This is a genomic window from Azospirillum sp. CT11-132, from assembly GCF_047302835.1.
In the GTDB taxonomy this organism is placed as follows: domain Bacteria; phylum Pseudomonadota; class Alphaproteobacteria; order Azospirillales; family Azospirillaceae; genus Azospirillum.
Window position 1 is genome coordinate 2,000,706 of the sequence record NZ_JBGLZA010000003.1, and the last position, 16,342, is coordinate 2,017,047.

Annotated in this window: 11 protein-coding genes and 2 tRNA genes; 7 read left to right on the plus strand and 6 right to left on the minus strand. The window is 67.0% G+C overall.

The genetic code is table 11. The features are described from left to right. Nucleotides 1–228: 228 nt before the first annotated feature. On the minus strand, nt 229–3,969 hold the full coding sequence (locus ACCD06_RS15315; protein ID WP_413341610.1) for a vitamin B12-dependent ribonucleotide reductase: 3,741 nt from the start codon (nt 3,967–3,969) through the stop codon (nt 229–231). 758 nt (nt 3,970–4,727) lie between these two features. Here ACCD06_RS15315 and ACCD06_RS15320 point away from each other — a divergent pair. Next, nucleotides 4,728–5,180, plus strand: coding sequence for a PRC-barrel domain-containing protein (locus ACCD06_RS15320; protein ID WP_109073331.1), 453 nt, complete (start codon nt 4,728–4,730; stop codon nt 5,178–5,180). A gap of 198 nt (nt 5,181–5,378) precedes the next feature. On the opposite strand, the gene rpsA is transcribed toward ACCD06_RS15320, so the two are convergent. The 3 genes from rpsA to aroA form a co-directional block, all read right to left on the minus strand. After that, entirely contained in the window at nt 5,379–7,085 is a 1,707-nt protein-coding gene (gene rpsA / locus ACCD06_RS15325) for a 30S ribosomal protein S1 (protein WP_042694362.1), read from the minus strand. A 190-nt stretch (nt 7,086–7,275) separates the two neighbouring features. After that, nucleotides 7,276–7,974 (minus strand): (d)CMP kinase, encoded by a 699-nt coding sequence (gene cmk, locus ACCD06_RS15330; RefSeq protein ID WP_413341613.1) that lies wholly within the window; start codon nt 7,972–7,974, stop codon nt 7,276–7,278. Between the two features lie 4 nt (nt 7,975–7,978). Next, complete coding sequence (gene aroA, locus ACCD06_RS15335) at nt 7,979–9,328, minus strand: 3-phosphoshikimate 1-carboxyvinyltransferase (protein WP_413341615.1); 1,350 nt, start codon at nt 9,326–9,328, stop codon at nt 7,979–7,981. A 381-nt stretch (nt 9,329–9,709) separates the two neighbouring features. Here aroA and ACCD06_RS15340 point away from each other — a divergent pair, with 381 nt between their 5' ends. After that, on the plus strand, nt 9,710–10,099 hold the full coding sequence (locus tag ACCD06_RS15340; protein WP_109073328.1) for a TIGR02300 family protein: 390 nt from the start codon (nt 9,710–9,712) through the stop codon (nt 10,097–10,099). A gap of 163 nt (nt 10,100–10,262) precedes the next feature. Then, nucleotides 10,263–10,338 (plus strand) — tRNA-Ala (locus ACCD06_RS15345). A 159-nt stretch (nt 10,339–10,497) separates the two neighbouring features. Here the strand turns inward: ACCD06_RS15345 and ACCD06_RS15350 are convergent. Both ACCD06_RS15350 and ACCD06_RS15355 read right to left on the minus strand, forming a co-directional pair. Next, complete coding sequence (locus tag ACCD06_RS15350; RefSeq protein ID WP_413341617.1) at nt 10,498–11,352, minus strand: transporter substrate-binding domain-containing protein; 855 nt, start codon at nt 11,350–11,352, stop codon at nt 10,498–10,500. 170 nt (nt 11,353–11,522) lie between these two features. Further along, nucleotides 11,523–11,597: transfer RNA gene (locus ACCD06_RS15355), tRNA-Val, on the minus strand. A 194-nt stretch (nt 11,598–11,791) separates the two neighbouring features. Between ACCD06_RS15355 and ACCD06_RS15360 the strand changes: the two genes are divergently transcribed. The 4 genes from ACCD06_RS15360 (at nt 11,792) to ACCD06_RS15375 (ending at nt 16,300) form a co-directional block, all read left to right on the plus strand. Then, complete coding sequence (locus ACCD06_RS15360; protein ID WP_136704631.1) at nt 11,792–12,760, plus strand: N-formylglutamate amidohydrolase; 969 nt, start codon at nt 11,792–11,794, stop codon at nt 12,758–12,760. 582 nt (nt 12,761–13,342) lie between these two features. Beyond that, nucleotides 13,343–14,752 carry an alpha,alpha-trehalose-phosphate synthase (UDP-forming) gene (gene otsA / locus ACCD06_RS15365; protein WP_109073325.1) on the plus strand — a complete coding sequence of 470 codons (1,410 nt, stop codon included), beginning with the start codon at nt 13,343–13,345 and terminating at the stop codon, nt 14,750–14,752. 62 nt (nt 14,753–14,814) lie between these two features. Continuing rightward, entirely contained in the window at nt 14,815–15,804 is a 990-nt protein-coding gene (locus ACCD06_RS15370) for a glucokinase (RefSeq protein ID WP_413341620.1), read from the plus strand. Nucleotides 15,805–15,916: 112 nt separating this feature from the next. After that, entirely contained in the window at nt 15,917–16,300 is a 384-nt protein-coding gene (locus tag ACCD06_RS15375; RefSeq protein WP_136704632.1) for a winged helix-turn-helix domain-containing protein, read from the plus strand. The last annotated feature ends 42 nt before the right edge of the window (nt 16,301–16,342 follow it).

Below are 16,342 nucleotides of genomic sequence, written 5' to 3' on the forward strand. Positions count from 1 at the left end.
CGGGAACGCCGCACCGGCGCCCCGGGGGAGTCAGCTAACATGAACACACGCGGCGCGGTCAAGGCCCCTCATCATCCGGCCATCCTGTTGCATCCACACGAGAATGGTTCCAAACAGCGCGCGGCGATTTTGTTCGTACACAAGCAAAAGGGAGGAAGCGGTTTCCCGCTCCCTCCCCTTCATCGTTCATCGTCCGGCTAGTCTCCCGGAGGAGCGCTCCCTGGAGGATCAGCTGCAGCCGGTGGTCGACCCGCAGCTGTCGCACTTCAGGCAGGTGCCGTTGCGGACCAGGGTCATGTTGCCGCATTCGCCGCAGGGATCGCCCTCGTAACCGCGGGCGCGGGCCTCGCGGATGCGGTCGAAGCGCTGGTCGCTGGTGCTGCCGCCATAGGCCGTGCCGGTGGCAGCGGTGGCAGCGACATGGCCCTGGGCGGTGGCGGCGGCGACCGCCGGGCTGGCCGCCATGGCAGCCTGGGCGGAAGCCTGGGTGCCGGCCGACGCGGTGACGCTCACGGCCGCCGTGTCGGTGCCGGTGGCGGCGAAGGCCGCCGCGGCGCTGGCGCGCTGGGTCTGGCCACCATGCAGGACGCGCAGGTTGTTGCGGACATAGCCGGTCGACGCGATGCGGCGGACGATGTCCGACGGCTGCACCTGGGTATCCGGCAGGTCGCCCTGCTTGTCGCCGCTGCCCACCGTGAAGGGCACCAGATCCTCCGGCGTGGCATGCGCCAGATCGGTGCGGTTCAGGTAGGAGATGGCGATCTCGCGGAAGATGTAGTCGATGACCGAGGTCGCCATCTTGATGGTGTCGTTGCCGGTCACCATGCCCGACGGCTCGAAGCGCGTGAAGGTGAAGGCCTCCACGAACTCCTCCAGCGGCACGCCATATTGCAGGCCGATCGACACCGCGATGGCGAAGTTGTTCATCAGCGACCGGAAGGCGGCGCCTTCCTTGTGCATGTCGATGAAGATCTCGCCCAGGCGGCCGTCCTCATACTCGCCGGTGCGCAGGTACACCTTGTGGCCGCCGACATTGGCCTTCTGGGTGTAGCCCTTGCGGCGGTGCGGCAGACGCTCACGCGAGCTGCTCTTCCGCTCCACCACCCGCTCGATCACCTTCTCGACGATCCGCTCGGTGACCATCTGGGCGCGGACGGCGGCCGGCGCCTCGATCATCGCCTCGACCGCCTCGCCATCCTCCTCGTCGTCGAGCAGGGCGGCCTGCAGCGGCTGGCTCAGCTTGGAGCCGTCGCGGTACAGCGCGTTCGCCTTCAGGCCCAGGCGCCAGGACATCAGGTAAGCGTCCTTGCACTCGTCGACCGTCGCCGTGTTCGGCATGTTGATGGTCTTGGAGATGGCGCCGGAGATGAAGGGCTGCGCCGCCGCCATCATCGTGATGTGCGATTCCCAGGACAGGAAGCGCTTGCCGATGCGGCCGCAGGGGTTGGCGCAGTCGAACACCGACAGATGCTCGTCCTTCAGGAAGGGGGCGCCTTCCAGCGTCATGGCGCCGCAGCAGAAGGTGTTGGCCGCCTCGATCTGCGCCTTGGTGAAGCCGATGTGGCTCAGCAGGTCGAAGCCCGGGGCGTCCAGCGTCTCGGCCGGAATGCCCAGCGTCTGGGTGCAGAAGTCGGCGCCGATGGTCCAGCGGTTGAAGACGAACTTGATGTCGAAGGCGGTGGCGAGGTTGCCTTCCAGACGCTCCAGCAGCTCGTCGGTGAAGCCCTTGGCCTTCAGCGCCTCGTGGTTCACGCCCGGGGCGTTCTTCAGCGTGCCGTGGCCGACGGCGTAGAGCGCGATCTCTTCGATCTGGTCCGGGGTATAGCCGAGCGTCTTCAGCGCCTCCGGCACCAGCCGGTTGACGATCTTGAAGTAGCCGCCGCCGGCCAGCTTCTTGAACTTGACCAGGGCGAAGTCGGGCTCGATGCCGGTGGTGTCGCAGTCCATCACCAGACCGATGGTGCCGGTCGGGGCGACCACGGTGGCCTGGGCGTTGCGGTAGCCGTGGGCCTCGCCCAGTTCCAGCGCCTCGTCCCACACGCGGACGGCGGCAAGAGCCAGCTCCTGGTCCGGGCAGAGGTCGGCGACGAAGGGCACCGGCTCGACCGCCAGCCCCTCATAACCGTTCATCTCGCCGTTGGCGGCGCGGCGATGGTTGCGGATGACCCGCAGCATGTGGTCGCGGTTGGCCTCGAAACCCGGGAAGGTGCCCAGTTCCTGCGCCATCTCGGCCGAGGTGGCATAGGCGACACCGGTCATGACGGCGGAGATGCCAGCGCAGTAGGCGCGGCCCTCGTCCGAGTCGTAGGACAGGCCCGACGCCATCAGCAGGCCGCCGAGGTTGGCGAAGCCCAGACCCAGCGTGCGGAACTCGTAGGAGAGCTGGGCGATTTCCTTCGACGGGAACTGCGCCATCAGCACGGAGATTTCCAGCACGATGGTCCACAGCCGGCAGGCATGCTCGAACGCCTCGACGTCGAAGGAGCCGTCCTTCAGACGGAACGACATCAGGTTCAGCGACGCCAGATTGCAGGCGGTGTCATCGAGGAACATGTACTCCGAGCACGGGTTCGAGGCGTTGATGCGCCCCGAGGCCGGGCAGGTGTGCCACTCGTTGATGGTGCTGTCGAACTGCACGCCCGGATCGGCGCAGGCCCAGGCGGCATAGCCGACCTTGTCCCACAGGTCGCGGGCGCGGACGGTCTTCACCACCTTGCCGTTGGTGCGGCCGATCAGATTCCAGTCGGCATCGTCCAGAACCGCCTGCACGAACTCGTTGGAAACGCGCACCGAGTTGTTGGAGTTCTGGCCCGAAACCGTCAGGTAGGCTTCCGAATCCCAGTCGGTGTTGTAGGTCTTGAACTCGATCGAGGTGAAACCCTGGCCGGCGAACTGGATCACGCGCTGGATGTAGTTCTCAGACACCTGATCCTTGCGGGCGGCGAGGATCGCCTTCTTGAGTTCCTTGTTCTCCTTCGGGTCCAAGCCCGACTGGGCGGCGACCATCACCGCCGTCAGGTGCTTCTGGCAGATCTTGGAGCCGGTCACCAGCGCCGCGACCTTCTGCTCCTCGTTCACCTTCCAGTCGATGTAGCCTTCGATGTCCGGATGGTCCATGTCCACCGTGACCATCTTGGCCGCACGGCGGGTGGTGCCGCCCGACTTGATGGCGCCGGCCGCGCGGTCGCCGATCTTCAGGAAGCTCATCAGGCCCGACGACTTGCCGCCACCGGCCAGCTTCTCGCCCTCGCCGCGCAGCTTGGAGAAGTTGGAGCCGGTGCCCGAACCGTACTTGAACAGGCGGGCCTCACGCACCCACAGGTCCATGATGCCGCCCTCGTTGACGAGGTCGTCGGCGACGGACTGGATGAAGCAGGCGTGCGGCTGCGGGTGCTCGTAGGCCGAGGCGGAGGAGGTCAGCAGGCCGGTCTTGAAATCGACGTAGAAGTGGCCCTGGCTCGGGCCGTCGATGCCATAGGCCCAGTGCAGGCCGGTGTTGAACCACTGCGGGCTGTTCGGGGCCGCCATCTGGGCGGCCAGCATGAAGCGCATCTCGTCGAAGAAGGTGCGGGCGTCGGCTTCGGTGTCGAAATAGCCGCCCTTCCAGCCCCAATAGGTCCAGGTGCCGGCCAGACGGTCGAACACCTGCTTGGCCGAATGCTCACCGACGAAGCGCTTTTCCTTCGGCAGCGCGGCCAGCTTTTCCTGGTCGGCTTCCTTGCGCCACAGCCAGGACGGGACGGTGTTCTCTTCCACCGCACGCAGGGCGGCGGGGACGCCGGCCTTGCGGAAATACTTCTGGGCCAGGATGTCGCTGGCGACCTGCGAGAAGTTGTCCGGCACCTCGATGCCGGTCTGCTGGAAGACGATCGTTCCATCCGGGTTGCGGATCTCGCTGGTCGCCTGGCGGAAACCGAGGCTGGCGTAGGCGTCCTGACCTTCGTGCGTGAAACGACGCTCGATCCGCATGATGAGACTGTCCCCTGCTTGGAGCACGCCGCGGCGGGCTCGAATGGAAATATGGTGCGACCCGTCCCGATGAAAGCGGCCGGCGGTTCTATCCGCCGTCCGGCCCGGCAACGCAGATGGCGCCGTACAAACAGGGGCCTCTTGCCCGACTGTCCGCCGTCGCCGCTGTGCTGCCGGGACCGGGGCCGCCGCTTGAGGCCGGCCGGGTCACGTGGGCCGCATCCTAGCCAGCGCGACGGGGCCAAGCAAGCCCCACTCTGCTAGATATTGTGGTTGACATGACCGAACCCCTCAAAACCTTGATCTTGTGGTGTTCAACCCGTTACCGGGGATCCTGTTCCCGCCCGCCAAGCAAATTTTTGAGGAGGCGGCGGCTGGGCCGCATCGCGGCCGGAAGGCACCAACTGTCGGCACTCAAATGGCCGCCGGTGCTGGAGATGACCGCGGCACTCCCCGATTAGAGCGCAAAATGCGCCCGACCGCCAGAGCTTCCTTGCGGTGAAAATCAACATCTTGTTGCTAATATGCCGTTGTACCCACCACCGATTCGCCACGGGGCGACTCGGACCAAGCTGCCGGAATCCAAGGGGCGACTCGAAAAGGCCCGCCTTTCCCACCCCGAGTCGCTGCGGACTTGCCCGGGGTTCGGCACGGAAGAGGGGTAGTGGCAGCGCGCCCGCAACTATTTCATGCGATCCCGGTTGAGGCGCATGGAGCCAAGGTGGATCCCACGCGATCCTGGGGGAGGAGAGGCATCCATGCTGAAGATCACCCACAAGATGTGGTTTGCATTGCCTGCGCTGACACTGCTGGTCGGCATGGCGACTCCGCAAGGGGCCGTTGGACAGACGGTCATCATCGACGGCTCGACTCCGGCCGTCGGCGCCGCGGTGGAACGCAAGACCGGCCCCAGCGTCGACCAGTTGATGAACCGCAACGTCGTCGGTGCCGACGGGTCGAAGATCGGCACCGTCACCGACGTGATCCTCGACGACAAGGGCGAGGCCCAATACATCGTCATCCACTCGGGCGGCATTCTGGGCTTCGGCGGCAAGGACATCGCGGCCGACCTGACCCTGGCCGACCTGCGCACCGGCAGCGAGGCGATCCGTCTGCGCGAGGTGACCGCCGCCAGTGTCCGCGACATGCCGGAATTCCGCTACGACGACAGCATCACCTCGCTGACCCGCAGCCCGGAGCCGCGGCGGTAGGCGGCGGGTGCTTGGCAGCCGGGTGATAAACACCCTCTCCCGCCCCGGGAGAGGGAGGGGACCCACAACAAAAAAGGCCGCGCCCCAAGCGGGACGCGGCCTTTCTCTTACACTTCCGGGAGATCGCGAGCCCCCTCCCCTCCTCTCGGCGGACCGAAGGTCCGTCCGATCGCCGAAGAGGAGGATGGCCTCAGGCGATCACTCGTCGTTCTGCTGCTTGCGCTTCAGAGCGGCGCCCAGGATGTCGCCCAGCGAGGCGCCCGAGTCGGACGAACCGAACTCGGCCATCGCCTGCTTCTCTTCCTCCATCTCGCGGGCCTTGATGGACAGCGAGATGCGGCGGGAAGCGCGGTCGATCTGGGTGACCTTGGCATCGACCTTCTCGCCGACGGCGAAACGGTCCGGGCGCTGTTCGGAACGGTCGCGGGACAGGTCCGACTTGCGGATGAAGCCGGTGTAGCCCTCGCCGACGGTCACTTCGATGCCGCCGTCCGTCACCTGCGTCACGGTGCAGGTCACGACCTCGTTCTTCTTCAGGCCGGCGGTGGCCGACTCGAACGGATCGCTGGCCAGCTGCTTGATGCCGAGGCTGATGCGCTCCTTCTCGACGTCGACGTCGAGAACCTTGACCTTGACGCGGTCGCCCTTCTTGTACTCGGCGATCGCCTCTTCACCCGACTTGTTCCAGTCGAGATCGGACATGTGGACCATGCCGTCGATGTCGCCCGGGAGGCCGACGAACAGACCGAACTCGGTGATGTTCTTGACTTCGCCTTCCAGCTCGGTGCCAGGACCGAACTTGTCGGTGAAGGTCTCCCACGGGTTGTCCAGGCACTGCTTCAGGCCGAGGCTGATGCGGCGCTTCTGCGGATCGACGTCCAGGACCATGACCTCGACTTCCTGCGAAGTCGACACGATCTTGCCCGGATGGACGTTCTTCTTGGTCCAGGACATTTCCGACACGTGGACCAGGCCCTCGATCCCCGGCTCCAGCTCCACGAAGGCGCCGTAGTCGGTGATGTTGGTGACGCGGCCCTTGAACTTCGCGCCGACCGGATACTTGGCCTCGACGCCTTCCCACGGGTCGGCTTCGAGCTGCTTCATGCCCAGGCTGATGCGCTGGGTTTCCGGGTTGAAGCGGATGACCTGGACCGTGACGGTCTGGCCGATCTGCAGGGCTTCCGACGGATGGTTGATGCGGCGCCACGCGATGTCGGTGACGTGCAGCAGGCCATCGACGCCGCCCAGGTCGACGAACGCACCGTAGTCGGTGATGTTCTTGACGACGCCCTGGAGGATCTGGCCTTCCTTGAGGTTGGCCACCAGTTCCGAACGGGCCTCGGCGCGGCTCTCTTCGAGCACGGCGCGGCGCGACACGACGATGTTGCCGCGCGAGCGGTCCATCTTCAGGATCTGGAACGGCTGCGGGGTGCCCAGCAGCGGGGAGATGTCGCGGACCGGACGGATGTCGACCTGGCTGCCCGGCAGGAAGGCGACGGCGCCCGACAGGTCGACCGTGAAGCCGCCCTTGACGCGGCCGAAGATGACGCCGGTGACGCGGGTCTGGTCGTTGAACGACTTCTCCAGCAGGGCCCAGGCCTCTTCGCGCTTCGCCTTCTCACGGCTCAGCATCGCCTCGCCGTTCTTGTCTTCCATCCGCTCGAGGTAGACCTCGACGGTGTCGCCCGCCTTCAGCTCGGGCGGCTGGCCGGCAACGGCGAATTCCTTCAGCGCGACGCGGCCTTCCGACTTCAGACCGACGTCGATGGTGACCATGTCGTTCTCGACGGCGACGACGCGTCCCTTGACGACCGTACCTTCGAGCGACTCGGCCGCGCCCAGCGACTCTTCGAGCAGAGACGCAAAGCTTTCCTTTTCGACCGTGCGGGCCAGTGACTGTGCCATTGAAACTCCTAAAGGTGGCGCGAAAGCGGCCCCGTTCCGGTCCCTCCCGCGGCAAAACGGGTGGGACCTCGACCGAACCGCCGCGCCGGGCACCACGCCCGGCGACTTGGTTGATGGTTTTCCATGGAGGGCGTCGGACCCGCCCGCGCCGCCACCGGCGGCCCGTCAACGGAAGTCGGAAGCGGCGGCTTTAGGCCGTGGGCTTCAGACCGGTTTTCGAACCGATGTGGGCGACCGCCATCGAGAACACCTGATCGGCATCGAGAGCGGACGTATCAAGCACAAAAGCGTCGACAGCCGGACGGAGCGGGGCCACCGCTCTCTGGCTGTCGCGCGCATCACGAGCCTTCATGTCCTCCAGGACATCGGAGGATATAGCCGGAATCCCCCGTCTCTGCAACTCCTTGAGTCGCCGTTCGGCCCGGACCTCCACCGAAGCGGTAACGAACAGTTTGGCCTGGGCATCGGGACAGACCACCGTTCCGATGTCGCGCCCGTCCAGAACCGCCCCCGGCGCGCCGCCCGGCGGGTGGGTGGCGAAGCGCCGCTGGAAGTCGAGCAGCGCGGCCCGCACCTCCGGCACCGCCGCCACCTTGCTGGCCGCCTGCGCCGCCTCGTCGGTGCGCAGGGCCACCTCCTGCAGGATCGGGTGCTCGGGGTGCAACTCATAGGCGGCGCGCGCCGCCGCGGCATTGTCGGCCGGATCGCCGCCGGCCCTGAGGACCGACACGCCGACCGCGCGGTACAGCACGCCGGTGTCGAGATGGGCGAAGCCGAAGGCATCGGCGATGCGCTGCGACAGGGTGCCCTTGCCGCTGGCGGCCGGGCCGTCGATGGCGACGACGACCGCCCTGGCCGGGGTCTCCTGATTGGAAAGCGGCTGCGTCATCGCCTCACGCCTCACTGATCTTCGCGCCGAGCCCGTTCATCAGATCGACGAAGTCGGGGAAGCTGGTGTCGATGAAGGCGCCGTCGTCGACCGAAATCGGCTCTTCCGACGCCATGCCCAGCACCAGGAAGCTCATGGCGATGCGGTGGTCCATGGCGGTAGCGACGGTGGCGCCGCCCTTCGGCGGCTTGCCGGTGCCGTGAACCGTCAGGCTGTCGTCGGCACCGACCTCGACCGACACGCCGCAGCGGGTCAGGCCTTCCGCCACCATGGCGAGGCGGTCGCTCTCCTTCACCCGCAGTTCCTTCAGGCCCAGCATCACCGTGGTGCCCTCGGCACAGGCGGCGGCGGCGGCCAGGACCGGGTATTCGTCGATCATGCTCGGCGCGCGGTCGGCCGGCACCACGATGCCCTTCAGGGCGCTATGCCTCACCCGCAGATCGGCCACCGGCTCGCCCGCCTCGTCGCGGCGGTTCTCGAAGGCGATATCGGCGCCCATCTCCACCAGCGTGTCGTAGAGGCCGGTGCGGCGTGGGTTCATGCCGACGTCGTTCAGCAGCAGCTCCGAGCCCGGCCGCAGCAGGGCGGCGACCGCCGGGAAGGCGGCGCTGCTGGGATCGGCCGGCACATGGATGGTGCGGCCGGTCAGTTCCGGCTGGCCGATGACGGTGACGGCCAGCGCGCCGTCCTCCAGCCGCTCGGTCGTCACGGTTGCGCCGAAATGGCGCAGCATCAGTTCGGTATGGTCGCGGGTCGGCTCCGCCTCGATCACCGTGGTGGCGCCGGCGGTGTTGAGGCCGGCCAGCAGGATCGCCGACTTGACCTGGGCGGAGGCCACCGGCAGACGATAGGTGATCGGGACCAGATCGCCGCTGCCGACCACGGTCAGCGGCAGCCGCCCGCCGGAGCGGCCGACGAAGCGGGCGCCCATCTCCTCCAGCGGCTTGGTGACGCGGGCCATCGGCCGCTTGTTCAGCGAGGCGTCGCCGGTGAAGACGCAGGTGATCGGATGGCCGGCGACCAGCCCCATCAGCAGGCGGGCGGCGGTGCCGCTGTTGCCCATGTCCAGAACCTGCGCCGGTTCCTGCAACGCTCCCAGCCCGACGCCGCGCACGCGCCAGACCCCGGCCCCCTGGCCGTTGTCTTCACGCTCCGCCTGAGCCCCCAGCAGGCGCATGGCCGCCGCGGTGTGCAGGACGTCCTCCCCTTCCAGCAGACCATGGATCACCGTCTCGCCCACGGCGATGGCGCCCAGCATCAGCGACCGATGCGAGATCGATTTGTCGCCGGGCACACGGATGCTGCCCCGGATCGCGCCGGTGGTGGTGGAGCGCAGCGGCCTTGCGTGCGTCATGGGACGGGTCCTTCGGATCGGAACGGGAAGCGGTTATGGCCGCCGTTCCTATCACAGCCCCCGCCCCGATGCGAGAGGATGGGCCCCTTTCCGTCCCCCCAGAGCTTGTGCGGCGCACAAATGAAAAGAGGCCGCCCGAAGGCGGCCCCGAGTTCAAGGAGGAAACCAAATGGAGGAGTTGCACACTGTGCAGGTCGGTTCTAGCGAGTTATGGTTAACGCCCTGTAAAGGCAACCCCTGCCCGGGCGGGATACCTCTTTCCCGCTACCGCTGCGGCGCGGCGATCACCCGGCCGCTTCATCTTTTTTTTGACAAGCGTCTCAGGGCATGGCAAAGGGCGCCTCTTGAGAACCCCCTGATTTTTGTGACGGAGGACGTGGCGTGGCCAAACCCGAATGGGGCGTCAAGCGCATCTGCCCGAGCTGTGGCGCTCGTTACTATGATATGCGCAAGGACCCGCCGGTCTGCCCGAGCTGTGGCGCGCAGTTCGATCCCGAGGCTCTGCTGAAGTCCCGCAAGGCCCGTCCGGCCCCGGCCGACGACACCAAGAAGGTGGTGGCCGTGGCGGAGGACGAGGAAGAGGCCGAGGCTGAGACCGAGACCACCGAGCTGGAGGACGTCGAGGACGACATGTCCGTCGACGACATCGAGGAAGCCGACGACACCACCGAGGATGAGGACGACGTCCTGATCGAGGACACGTCGGAACTGGGTGAGGACGACATGGACGAGGTCGTCGATGTCGAAGGCGAGGACGAGGAGGAGCGCTGACCGGCGCCCTTTCCGGTGACTGCTTTCCGGTGAGTGCGGGAGGTCCGGCGGGGTGGTGAAAAAAAGCGCGAAAGGACGAATTTTCCGCTTGCATCACTCCACCGCCTGACTATTATCCCGCTCCACCAAGGCCGGACGGAAACGACCGGCCCCCAGAGTTAAAGGGGCCATAGCTCAGCTGGGAGAGCGCTACAATGGCATTGTAGAGGTCAGGAGTTCGATCCTCCTTGGCTCCACCAAATCGATCAAGGGCTCGGCGAGCAATCGCCGGGCCCTTGATGCTTTTGCGCCACGTTCCCGGCTGAACCGCCGGCTTTGCCCGTACTTGCGAATGCTGTCCGACCGGACGGGAATGCCGCCGCGCCTGCGGACGGCGGGACGGCCTTCCCAAGCGTCCGCTACTTCAGCCAGCGGTCGAACACCGCCTGATACTGGCCGGTGGCGACGGCCTGGTGCAGCCACTGGTCGACCCACAGCTTCAGCACGATGTCGCGCGGCAGCAGGAAGGCCTTTTCCGAAAAGTCGAAGGGCTTGTCCGGATGGACGGCGCACAGCTCCGGATGCAGCTTCTGCTGAAGCCGGGTCTCCACCGCATCGGTGATCATCAGGTCGGCCTTGCCGGCGACGATCTGGTCGAAGATGGTGACGTTGTCCGGATGCACCTCGATCTGGGCAGTGTGGATGTTGGCGCGGGCGAATTTCTCGTTGGTGCCGCCGGGGTTGACGATCAGGCGGACGCCGGGCTTGTCGATGTCGGCGACGGTCTGGAAGCGGTCCTTGTTCTCGCAGCGGGTGATCGGCGTCTTGCCGTCGCGCATCAGCGCATCGGAGAACAGCGCCTTCTTCTGCCGCTCCAGCGTCACGGAGACACCGCCGACGGCAATGTCATACTTGTCCGCCAGCAGGTCGGGCAGCAGGTTGCCCCACGTCGTCTTCACGAACTCAACCTTGACGCCCAGCGCCTTGCCCATGGCTTCGGCGAGGTCGATGTCCATGCCCTCGAACTTCTGGGTCTGCGGGTTCAGGTAGGTGAAGGGCTTGTAGTCGCCGGTGGTGCCGACGCGCAGCGTGCCCGCCGAGATCACCGCATCCAGCCGCGACTCCTGAGCGGTCGCTTGGGCGGCCGCTTGGGCGGAGGGAGCGGTCTGCGCTACGGCTCCGGTGGACGACAGGGCGGCGACGGCACAGACCAGAACCGCGCCGACCGCGGCGGCAAGGCTCCGGCCGCTGCGGCGCAGGGTATGGACGGGCATGAAGATCCTCCCAATGCTTTGTTTGCCGACCGGATGGTACGGCGCAGGGAAGGATCTGGCGAGAGTCCGCGATCCGGATGTGCAGAGTTCAGCTATGCAACAATCGAAAAGCCGCGGAAGCCCGAAAATGGAGAAGGCCGCGAACCCGTTCCGGTGCGCGCCCTTCAGAATGGTGGGCGGTACTGGGATTGAACCAGTGACCCCTACGATGTCAACGTAGTGCTCTCCCGCTGAGCTAACCGCCCACTGTAGCGGCCGGTGGCGGAGCGTTTGGCGTCGTTCCGTCCGGCGTGGGCGGGTGTATACCGACCTCCTTGCCGACACGCAAGCCCTTTCATGGCCCCACCCGCTTTTTTTATCCGCCGGCGATAGAGCGGCGGCCGATCCCGTGACAGAGGTTCCGTGACACGGCGGCTGGTGTCCATTACATCATTCGACCATGGACGCCTCCTTCGACGCGCAGCGCGACGCCGGCGCCGGCCCCGATCCGGACGCCGACGCTCAGCCGCCCAACGCCCCGGCCTTCGAAATCCTGGCCCCGCAGAGCCAGAGGCTGCCGCTCGTGCTGGCGTCGCCGCACAGCGGGAACGCTTATTCCGCCGCGTTTCTCGCCTCATCCCGCCTGGATGCCCGCGCGCTGCGCAAGTCGGAGGACTGCTTCGTCGACGAGATCTTCGCCTTCGCTCCCGGCTTGGGCGTGCCGCTGATCCGCGCCCTGTTTCCGCGCGCCTATCTGGACGTGAACCGCGAGGCCTACGAGCTGGACCCGGAGATGTTCGCCGATCCGCTGCCGGCCTATGTCAACACCCGTTCGCCCCGGGTGGCGGCGGGGTTGGGCACCATCGCCCGTGTGGTCGCCAACGGCGAGGACATCTACAAGGGCAAGCTGCGCTTCGCCGAGGCGCTGGACCGGGTCAGCCGCTGCTACACCCCCTATCACAACGCCCTGCGCCAGTTGGTGGACGCAACCCGCGACGCCTTCGGCCACGTGCTGCTGATCGACTGCCATTCCATGCCGTCCGCCAGCGCCGCCACCGATGGACGGCGGGGCAACGGACGGGGCGGCGGACGGGGCGGCGGGCGCGGCGCCAGCCATCCCGACATCGTGCTGGGCGACTGTTTCGGCAACGCCTGCGCCCCGGCGGTGATCGACGCGGCGGAGGAGTATCTGTGCGGGCTGGGCTATGCCGTCAGCCGCAACAATCCCTATGCCGGCGGCTACACCACCCGTCATTACGGCCGGCCGCGCCAGGGCATCCACACGCTTCAGATCGAAATCGCCCGCGACCTCTACATGGACGAGGCGGCGCTGACACGCCTGCCCTACCTGGACGTTCTCGCCCGCCACATGACGGAACTGGTCGACACGCTGGGCCTGCTGCCGCCCCACGGGCTGGGTCCGCGCTGATCCGCGGATGAGACGCCCTTAAGGGACCATTGCCCCGTCTCTGCCACAGTTTCGCCCTATCACGGCAGGGCCAAGCTTCGGCTTGGCACCGCTGCGACCTCTTCCGGGGCGGCGCGCTGTCGCGTCGGCTCCGGGTGCCTTTGGCACAAAAAAAGGGCCGCGGGCGGACCCGCGGCCTCAGTCTAGGGAGGAAACGCCCAAGAAGTGCGTTACGCCAACGTCCACGCCGAGGCGCGACCGTTGCCGCACTGCACAATATGAACGTGCCGCCGCCCGGCTTCAAGCCCAAAAAAGAATTTCTTATTCATTACATTGCGTTAACCGGAGTTGGAGGTATCGCGAACCGGATAGCGCCTCAGCAAGTCATGCTGCGCCGCACCATAACCCTTCGTGGAGTGATCTGACCCAAAGGACAGGGAGCGCCGGACCTTCGGACCAGCGTCTTGAGCTTGACGGCCGGCGCTCGGAACCAAGCCCGCCCATCGTCGTTTCGTAGTGGACCCGTAAAGGGTGTCCACAAGGACAGCCGGACTTCGCGGACTGCGGAACGCCCTGCCGGCGGCCAATAAGGAGAAGAACATCGTGAGCAGGCTCGTCGTCGTATCCAACCGGGTGGCCCTGATGGAAGAGGGCAAACAGGCGGCCGGTGGTCTCGCCGTCGCCATCCTGGCGGCCTTGAAGAAGACCGGCGGCATCTGGTTCGGGTGGAGCGGAAAGGTCGTCGACGGCGAGTCCCAGGCGGAACCGACACGAACGGAGGCCGGCAAGCTGACCTATGCCACGCTGGATCTGGGCCGCCGCGACCACGAGGAATATTACAACGGCTTCGCCAACCAGACCTTATGGCCGCTGTTCCATTACCGGCTGGGGCTGATTTCGGTAAACCGGCGCACGCGCGAAGGATACGAGCGGGTCAACGCCTATTTCGCCGACAAGCTGGAGCCGCTGCTGCGCCCGGACGACATGATCTGGGTCCACGACTATCACCTCATCCCCTTCGGCGACGAACTGCGCCGCCGCGGCTGTTCGCAGCGCATGGGCTTCTTCCTGCACACGCCCTTCCCGCCGCCGGAACTGCTGACCGCCCTGCCCAACCACCGCGACCTGATCCGCGAACTGTGCGCCTACGATCTGGTCGGCTTCCACACCGCAACGGACATGCGCGGGTTCTGCGATTACATCCGCACCGAGACCGACGGCACGGTGGAGCAGCGCGGCGCCTATGGCACGGCGATGATCCGCGCCTTCGGCCGCACCCTGCTGGCGAAGGTCTTTCCCATCAGCATCGACACCCCGGCGCTGGAAAGCCTGGCCCGCACCGCCGGCCGCTCGCGGCAGGCCGAACGGCTGCGCGAAAGTCTGGTCGGCCGCCGCCTGATCATCGGCGTCGACCGGCTCGACTATTCGAAGGGCCTGCCGCAGCGCTTCGCCGCCTTCGAACAGCTTCTGGAAAGCTATCCGGAGCATTGCAACCGCGTCTCCTTCCTGCAGGTCGCCCCGCCCAGCCGAGAGGACGTGCCGGAATACATCGCCATCCGCCGCGAACTGTCGGAGATGGCCGGCCGCATCAACGGCCGATTCGCCGAGTTCGATTGGCAGCCGATCCGCTACCTGAACCGCAGCTTCGGCCAGCGCGTGCTGGCGGGCTTCTACCGGCTGGCCAATGTCGGGCTGGTGACGCCGCTGCGCGACGGCATGAATCTGGTCGCCAAGGAATATGTCGCCTGCCAGGACGCGGACAATCCGGGCGTGCTGGTGCTGTCACAGTTCGCCGGCGCCGCCCACGAGATGGGCGAAGCGCTGATCGTCAACCCCTTCGACATCGAGGGCGTCGGCGACGCGCTGCAGCGGGCGCTGACCATGCCGCTGGGCGAGCGCAAGGAACGCCACGCCGCCCTGATGCAGACCCTGCGCCGGCACGACATCAGCTGGTGGCGTGAAAGCTATGTGGACGCGCTGACCCGGGCACCGTATGACTTTCCGGTCAACTGAGCATCCGCTCGGTCCATCAAACGAGCATCCGCTCGGCCCACCAACAACGCAGACCCGGATCCATGGCCGCCGATCTCTCCTCCACCCCGGCTCCCATCCTTGTCGCCGACATCGGCGGCACCAATGCCCGCTTCGGCCTGATCGACGGCCGGATCGTGCGCGACACCCGCGTGCTGCGCTGCGCCGATTACGCCTCGATCGAGGATGCGACGAACGCCTATCTGTCGGCGGTCGGTCTGGCGGCAGTCGGCACTCCCGGCCGGCCGCGGCGCGGCGCCTTCGCGGTGGCCGGGCCGGTCACCGGCGACCACATCGCCATGACCAATCTGGTCTGGCAGTTCTCCGTCAACCGGGTGCGCGACGCCCTGGGGCTGGACGGGCTGGTCGTCATCAACGACTTCACCGCCGTCGCCCTGTCGGTGCCGCGTCTGGCTGACGAGGACCGGCGCCAGATCGGCGACGGCGCGCCGCAGCCGGGGGCCGTGGTCGGGGTGCTGGGGCCGGGCAGCGGGCTGGGCGTGTCCGGTCTGGTGCCGGGCGCCAACGGCCGCTGGACCGCGCTGTCGGGTGAAGGCGGCCATGTCAGCATGGCGCCGATCAGCGACCGCGAGAGCGCCGTGCTGGGCCAGCTGCGCAAGAGCTTCGACCATGTCTCGGCCGAGCGGGTGCTGTCCGGGCCGGGCCTCGTCAACCTCTATGGCGCGCTGTCGATCCTGGATGGGCGGGAACCGGCCGCCCTCACCCCCGCCCAGGTGGCCGACAACGCCCTGACCGGCAGCGAACCCCATTGCGTGGAGACGGTGGAGATGTTCTGCGCCATGCTGGGCACCGTCGCCGGCAACCTCGCTTTGACGCTGGGCGCGCGCGGCGGCGTCTATATCGCCGGCGGCATCGTGCCGAAGCTGGGCACGCTGTTCACCCACTCCCGCTTCCGCAAGCGCTTCACGGAAAAGGGCCGCATGCGCGACTTCCTGGCCCCGATCCCCACCTATGTCATCACTCACGACCTGCCCGCCTTCCTGGGCCTCGCCGAGGCCGCCGGGGCGGAGTAAGGATCGCGGGGTAAGGTGCGCAGGACAAAGGTTCGCCCCACTTGCCGCTTGAACCGGTGGGGCGGACCCCACATGGTTGTTCCTATCCCTTTCGGATTCGCAACGGAACACCATGCCCGCCGACCTTCGTGTCCGCTTCCTGCACCCGTCGGGCGCCATCGGCCCCGGCAAGATCGCCCTGCTGGAGGCCATCGACCGCACCGGCTCGATCTCCGCCGCCGCGCGCTCGCTGGACATGACCTTCCGCCGCGCCTGGTTCCTGGTGGAGACGATGAACACCGCCTTCCGCGAGCCGGTGATCCGCACCAGCGTCGGCGGGCGGGAAGGCGGCGGCGCCGGCCTGACCCCGCTGGGCCAGGAGGTGGTCGCCCGCTACCGCCAGACCCAGGAAGAGGCGCGCAAGGCCGCCGAGCCGCACCTGCGCTGGCTGGACGAGGTGCTGAAGGAGGAAGCTCCCGAAGAAAAGCCCGGCACAGGTCCGGCCGGAACGGGCTAACGCCTCCGGAGGGTTTCACCCTGTCCGGGGGCGGTCGAATTG

What these genes read in the sequence shown, in the direction of transcription:
- ACCD06_RS15315 (WP_413341610.1), bottom strand. Translation starts at nt 3,969, where the DNA reads ATGCGGATCGAGCGTCGTTTCACGCACGAAGGTCAGGACGCCTACGCC.
- ACCD06_RS15320 (WP_109073331.1), top strand. Translation starts at nt 4,728, where the DNA reads ATGCTGAAGATCACCCACAAGATGTGGTTTGCATTGCCTGCGCTGACA.
- rpsA (WP_042694362.1), bottom strand. Translation starts at nt 7,085, where the DNA reads ATGGCACAGTCACTGGCCCGCACGGTCGAAAAGGAAAGCTTTGCGTCT.
- cmk (WP_413341613.1), bottom strand. Translation starts at nt 7,974, where the DNA reads ATGACGCAGCCGCTTTCCAATCAGGAGACCCCGGCCAGGGCGGTCGTC.
- aroA (WP_413341615.1), bottom strand. Translation starts at nt 9,328, where the DNA reads ATGACGCACGCAAGGCCGCTGCGCTCCACCACCACCGGCGCGATCCGG.
- ACCD06_RS15350 (WP_413341617.1), bottom strand. Translation starts at nt 11,352, where the DNA reads ATGCCCGTCCATACCCTGCGCCGCAGCGGCCGGAGCCTTGCCGCCGCG.
- ACCD06_RS15360 (WP_136704631.1), top strand. Translation starts at nt 11,792, where the DNA reads ATGGACGCCTCCTTCGACGCGCAGCGCGACGCCGGCGCCGGCCCCGAT.
- ACCD06_RS15370 (WP_413341620.1), top strand. Translation starts at nt 14,815, where the DNA reads ATGGCCGCCGATCTCTCCTCCACCCCGGCTCCCATCCTTGTCGCCGAC.
- ACCD06_RS15375 (WP_136704632.1), top strand. Translation starts at nt 15,917, where the DNA reads ATGCCCGCCGACCTTCGTGTCCGCTTCCTGCACCCGTCGGGCGCCATC.